Source organism: Kitasatospora sp. NPDC002551 (assembly GCF_040296005.1).
In the GTDB taxonomy this organism is placed as follows: domain Bacteria; phylum Actinomycetota; class Actinomycetes; order Streptomycetales; family Streptomycetaceae; genus Kitasatospora.
In genome coordinates this window covers 1-4,048 of record NZ_JBEOWI010000141.1, presented here as the reverse complement: position 1 = coordinate 4,048, position 4,048 = coordinate 1, and the positions used below count along the sequence as shown (strand labels likewise).

At 71.8% G+C, this 4,048-nt stretch carries 1 protein-coding gene and 2 pseudogenes; all 3 read right to left on the bottom strand.

Annotated features, from left to right (window positions below; all coding sequences use genetic code 11):
• A pseudogene (locus tag ABT093_RS40520) lies at nt 1–91 on the bottom strand (roadblock/LC7 domain-containing protein); the annotation flags it as partial.
• Between the two features lie 10 nt (nt 92–101).
• Nucleotides 102–3,545, bottom strand: a complete 3,444-nt coding sequence (locus ABT093_RS40515; RefSeq protein ID WP_350572521.1) for a sensor histidine kinase — start codon at nt 3,543–3,545, stop codon at nt 102–104.
• A gap of 401 nt (nt 3,546–3,946) precedes the next feature.
• Nucleotides 3,947–4,048 (bottom strand): annotated as a pseudogene (locus ABT093_RS40510) (ATP-binding protein); the annotation flags it as partial.

Below are 4,048 nucleotides of genomic sequence, written 5' to 3'. Positions count from 1 at the left end.
CCGCGGAGACCACCACCGTGTGCGACACCCCGGGGGTGTTGTCCACGAAATTGGTGATCAGCCAGTTCAGGTTCTGTGCGGCCTGGCTCATCTGACTCAACTCAACGCTCCTGGTGGTTCGAGCCGCCGAAGAGATCGGTGCTGCGATTCTGCTGTCCGTTGCCGGACGGGTCTACCTGATCGGGGTCGATCCGGAAGCTTCCGGTGGTACCGGCACTGCTGCGGCCCTGCTCGACGCCGCGGCGCAGGTTGGTCAGGCGGCCGCGGACCTCCTCGGGGGCGCGGGAGACCTGCGGGCCGTCCTGCGGGGTGGGCTTGGCGTTGCCCGGCACCAGGTTCTGCTTCGGCACGCGCCGGGGCAGGCCGGCCGGGGTGGTGCCGCTGGAGGAGGGCTCGCGGAGCTTCTCGGCGCGCTGCCAGTCGCCGTCGTTGGGCGACTGCCAGGCCGTGCTGCCGGCGGCGGTCGGGCCGGTGGGCCCGTAGCCGCCGAGGGCGGACACGTCGTGGCCGCGCGGTTCGGCCGGGGTGGCCGAGGTGTCCCTGGCACCGGTGAACCAGTTCGGGCTCTCGCCGCCGCCGTTGGCGTCCGGCTGGCCGGCCGGGAAGCCGCCGCCGGCCAGCTGCTGGCCCGGGCGGCGCTGCGGGAGCCCGGACGGCAGGGTGGTGGGAGCGGCGTCGGCGGCCGGGAGGGCGGGCTGCTCGGGGGCGTACGGGTGGCCCGCCGGGGCCTCCTCGGCCCCGCGGCCGTACTGGTCGTCGCCGGCGTGGCCGGAGCGGTCGTAGCCGGCGTCCTGGCCGTACTCGTCCTGCGGCGCGTACCGGTCCTGCTGCCCGTACCCGTCCTGGCGGCCGTACTCGTCGTAGCCCTGCTGCGGGTACTGGCCGTAGCCGTCCTGCCGGTAGCCGCCGGTGTCGTAGCCGGTGTCCTGGCCGTACTCGTCCTGGTAGCCGTACTGGTCGTCGCCGTAGCCGGACTGGTCGTAGCCCTGCTGCGGGTACTGCCCGTCCCGGCCGTAGGCCGGGTAGTCGTCCTCGACCCCGGCGTCCACCACCGGGCCGTCCTGCGGCCCGGCCTCCAGCGCGGCGCGGCGGACCTGGTCCAGACGCTGGGAGCGCTGGACGGCCTCCAGGGCCGGGCTGAAGCCGGTGGAGCCGGAGTTGCCGATGCCGGTGAGGTGGTCGTCGAAGCCGAGCTCGGCGGCGCTGCGGACCGGGTCGCGGTCGGCGCCCCACTCGGCGGCCGGCTCCTGCTCGGCGAAGATCCGGGAGACGGTGAACTGCTCCTCGGGCTCCGGCGCCGCGGCCATCTGGGTCAGGAACGGCGGCAGCATGACCAGCGAGGTGGTGCCGGCCGACTCGCCGGACGGGCGGAGCTGGACGCGGATGTCGTGCCGCTGGGAGAGCCGGCCGACCACGAACAGGCCCATGCGGCGGGAGATGGTGGCGTCGACCGTGGGCGGCTCGGCCAGCTTCTCGTTGATCTCCGCGAAGTCCTCGGCGGTGAGGCCGATGCCCTTGTCGTGGATCTCGACGAGCACCCGGCCGTCCGGCAGGCGGGTCGCGTTGACCAGCACCCGGGTCTGCGGGCTGGAGAACGTGGTGGCGTTCTCCAGCAGCTCGGCGAGCAGGTGGACGAGGTCGGTCACGGCGGCGCCGACGACCTCGGCCTCGGGGATGCCGGAGAGCTCGACGCGCTCGTACTGCTCCACCTCGGAGGCGGCGGCGCGCAGCACGTCGACCAGCGGGACCGGGGTGTTCCAGCGGCGGCCGGCCTCCTCGCCCGCGAGGACGAGCAGGTTCTCGCCGTTGCGGCGCATACGGGTGGCGAGGTGGTCCAGCTTGAAGAGGTTCTCCAGCTGGTCCGGGTCGGCCTCGTTGTTCTCGAGGTCGGTGATCAGCGCCAGCTGGCGCTGGATGAGGCTCTGGCTGCGGCGCGACAGGTTGGTGAAGATCGCGTTGACGTTGCCTCGCAGCAGGGCCTGCTCGGCGGCGAGCGCGACCGCCTGCCGGTGGACCTGGTCGAAGGCCCGGGCGACCTCGCCGATCTCGTCCTTGCCGTGCAGCGGGATCGGGGTGACGTTGGTGTCCACCCGGTCCGGGTCGGTCTTGGAGAGCCGCTCGACCAGCTCGGGCAGGCGGTGGTCGGCGATCTCCAGGGCGGCGTTGCGCAGGGTGCGCATGCCGAGAATCATCGAGCGGGCCACGTAGCCGGTGAGGACACCGGCGAGGATCAGCGCGGTGAGCACGATCAGCGAGTTGAGGATGGCGTCGAAGCGGGCGTTGTCGCGCAGATCGGCGGCGTCCTGGAGCACGTCGTCCAGCAGCGCGACCTCGGTGGCGCGCAGGCTGGAGATGTGGGTGTTGGCGGCCTGGTTCCAGTTCTCCGGGGTCAGGCCGGAGTCCTTGGCGTCCTTGTAGGCGCGGTCGGCGACGTCCTTGCCCTGGGACTGGCCGGCGGCGGCGGCCTGGGTGTAGGCGGTGCCGAGGCTCAGCAGGCCCTGCATGGTCGGGACGCTGCCGTTGGGCATCCGGTAGGCGGCGCGCTGGTCGGCGTTGGCCTGGGCGACCTGGGCGTCGGCGTACTGCTTGGCGTCCTCGGGGGCGCTGCCGGTGTTGAACTCGGAGAGCGCGGTCTGCTCCAGGCGCTGGGCGACCAGCAGCTGCTGGATGAGGTCGACGTTCTCGTACCGGGTGGTCTTCTGGGCGGAGATGCCGACCAGCAGCTGCAGCATGAGGGCGCGCTGGGTCGAGGCCGAGGCCTTGGCCAGCGACATCGCGTAGATCGAGCGGCCCTTGCTGGTGAGGTTGGACGAGCCGAGGCCGACCGAGTTGTCGTAGGACAGCAGCGGGGCGAACATCACCGAGTAGGCGCTGACGGTCGCGGAGGCGAAGAGGTTGTCGGCGTAGGCGCCGGCACGCAGCTGCGGCAGGTGGACGACCACCTGCTGGAAGGCCTCGTGCCGGCGCGGCAGCTCGCCGGACTTGTCGCTCGCCTCGTAGGCCGCGTTGTACGCCTTGAGGGCGGCGTCGGTCGTCGAGCGCGCCTTGGTGACGTCGTTGTTCGGGTCCTGCTTGGTGATCAGGGGTATGAGCGTCTTGTCGCGCTCGCTCTCCAGCGCCTCGGCGAGTTCGGTGGCGGCCTTGGCGAGGGCGGCGGTGCGCTGGGCGCGGTCGGCCTTGACGAAGCCGTCGATCGAGGTGTTGACGCGCAGGCCGCCGAAGACCAGGCCGATGACGACCGGGATCAGCAGGATCGCGATCAGACGGGCGGGCACGCGCCAGTTGCGCGGGCGCACGAAGTCGTACCGGCTGCCCTTGGGGCCGGTGTCCTCCGTGCCGGAGCCGGGCGTGGGGCCGGTGCCGGTACCGGGGCCGGACGCGCGGTTCTCGCCGGGACCGGGCTGCTGCGGCGCCGGGGCGGCCTGCGGCCGTTCCTCGACCGGTGTGAACGCCGAGAACCCGCCCGGTTCCGGTGCGGTGCCGTTCGGCTCGCTCTGGCGGGGCTCGGAGCGCCGCTGCGGGGCGACCTGCTGCTTACGCCTCACTCGACAACTACCTCTCGGCCGACAGCCGGCCATGGATCAATCCAGCGCTACCCCCGGTGGGCCGTCCGTTCCGGGGAACGACAGCCGCACGGGATCCAGGGGTAGCTGGAATTTCAGCACGTGCAGGGATGGGGGACAAACAGCTGCTGGTGGGCGAAGCGCGCGGTGCAATTCAGGACATTCGCCGACATGTTGGCGCAAAACTGTGGACTTCTGGCGCTGAGTGATGCCGATTCGCTACAAACAGTCATTGTTGATCACCAAATGCCTACCGAACTGTTATCCGCTGCTTATGCGAGGGTCTTGCGTCCGGCGTCCGGACGACACCTCTCCGCAAGCGAACGTGCCCCGGCACCCCGTCACGCCGACGGGGTGCCGGGGCCGCCGGCCTCGGGTTCCGCTCAGCGGAGCCGGGCGAGGAGGGCGTGTTCGACGAGGGTGATGAGGGCGCTCTTGGCGCTGTCGCGGCGTCGGGCGTCGAGGGTGATGACGGGGGTGTCGCT